A 1193-nucleotide genomic window follows, 5' to 3' on the forward strand; every position below is an offset into this window, starting at 1 on the left:
AAATCAATAATTCTATTAAAAATGCAATAGTCATTAGTAAACTAGTAAATTTATTTACTTATAGTGATGTGTTTAATTACTATAATAAACTTGAAATATACTTATAAAGTATCTCTTTTGCCTCTAGATATCATAGAAATGGATCTGAATCTCACTATCATTACATAAAATGACTTATCGGAAGTTATCTATCATCGTATATGCGGAGATGATATAATATGTAGGTCGCCTATCTCTCAGGCGTCAATTCAGACGCAGAGAGGAGGTGCTAATCTATGCTAGAAATCCTTGTTCACATCACGACCACAGTCATCAGTGGTTGTATTATTGCGTTATTTACGCATTGGCTACGTAATCGCAATAATAAATAGGCGACTATAGCCACACCTAAAAATCCCCTCACTATTGCCGTAGTGAGGGGATTGGTGCATCTATGCTAGTTTCCTTGTTAACTAAATTATAACACTGGTTAGTAGAGAAATGCAAAGACCTACTATAGTCCATATTTATTTTTTCTCATCTTAAAAGCAATGTCTCCACCTTCTAAAATTTGAATGACAGAATTTCTTACTAAATTATTATCTATGGATCCTAAACTTTCATTATTTATAATTCCTTGTCCGTTTTCATTTTCCATTGTCACAATTAATTCTGCGTCACCAAATACAGGTATATTAGCGTTGTGTGTAGCAAAGATAAATTGTCTATTAATTTTTAATTTTCGGGTATTTTCAACTAAATTGTTTGTTATAAAAGAATTATCTAAATTATCTTCTGGTTGATCCACTAAAAGAGGGTCATCATTACTTAAAGTTAACAGATTTAAAATAGCAGTACACTGTTGTCCTTTGGATAATTTATTCAGGGATCGGAATTCTATATTTTCATCACTTCCAACATTTAATTGTATATCTATAATATTTTCTAGCTCGATTGATTCCAAATGTAAAATTCTTTCATAGTCCATATTTGAAAGGATATCTGCTTTATTTTTTTTCAAGCCACTATCCTTATACTCATCGTATATAGCTTCGCTGTCTCTATCCTTAATTAAGTTAATAAATTTAGACAAATTAAAATTTTGATGCTTTTTTATCCATTCCAATGTTGAATATCCTAATCCGTTCTCATCTTTGAGAAATTTTATTAAATTATTAACATTTGCATATGGATGAATTTTGATGTTTACTTGT

General features: G+C 30.0%; 1 protein-coding gene and 1 pseudogene. One reads left to right on the top strand and one right to left on the bottom strand.

Annotated features, from left to right (window positions below):
* Window positions 1–275: 275 nt before the first annotated feature.
* On the top strand, window positions 276–371 hold the full coding sequence (locus HMPREF2647_RS11195) for a type I toxin-antitoxin system Fst family toxin (RefSeq protein ID WP_000889978.1): 96 nt from the start codon (window positions 276–278) through the stop codon (window positions 369–371).
* Between the two features lie 122 nt (window positions 372–493).
* Here the strand turns inward: HMPREF2647_RS11195 and HMPREF2647_RS07905 are convergent.
* Window positions 494–1193: pseudogene (locus tag HMPREF2647_RS07905) on the bottom strand (hypothetical protein); the annotation flags it as partial.

Origin of the sequence: Staphylococcus sp. HMSC035D11 (genome assembly GCF_001836075.1) — a bacterium.
GTDB lineage: Bacteria > Bacillota > Bacilli > Staphylococcales > Staphylococcaceae > Staphylococcus > Staphylococcus hominis.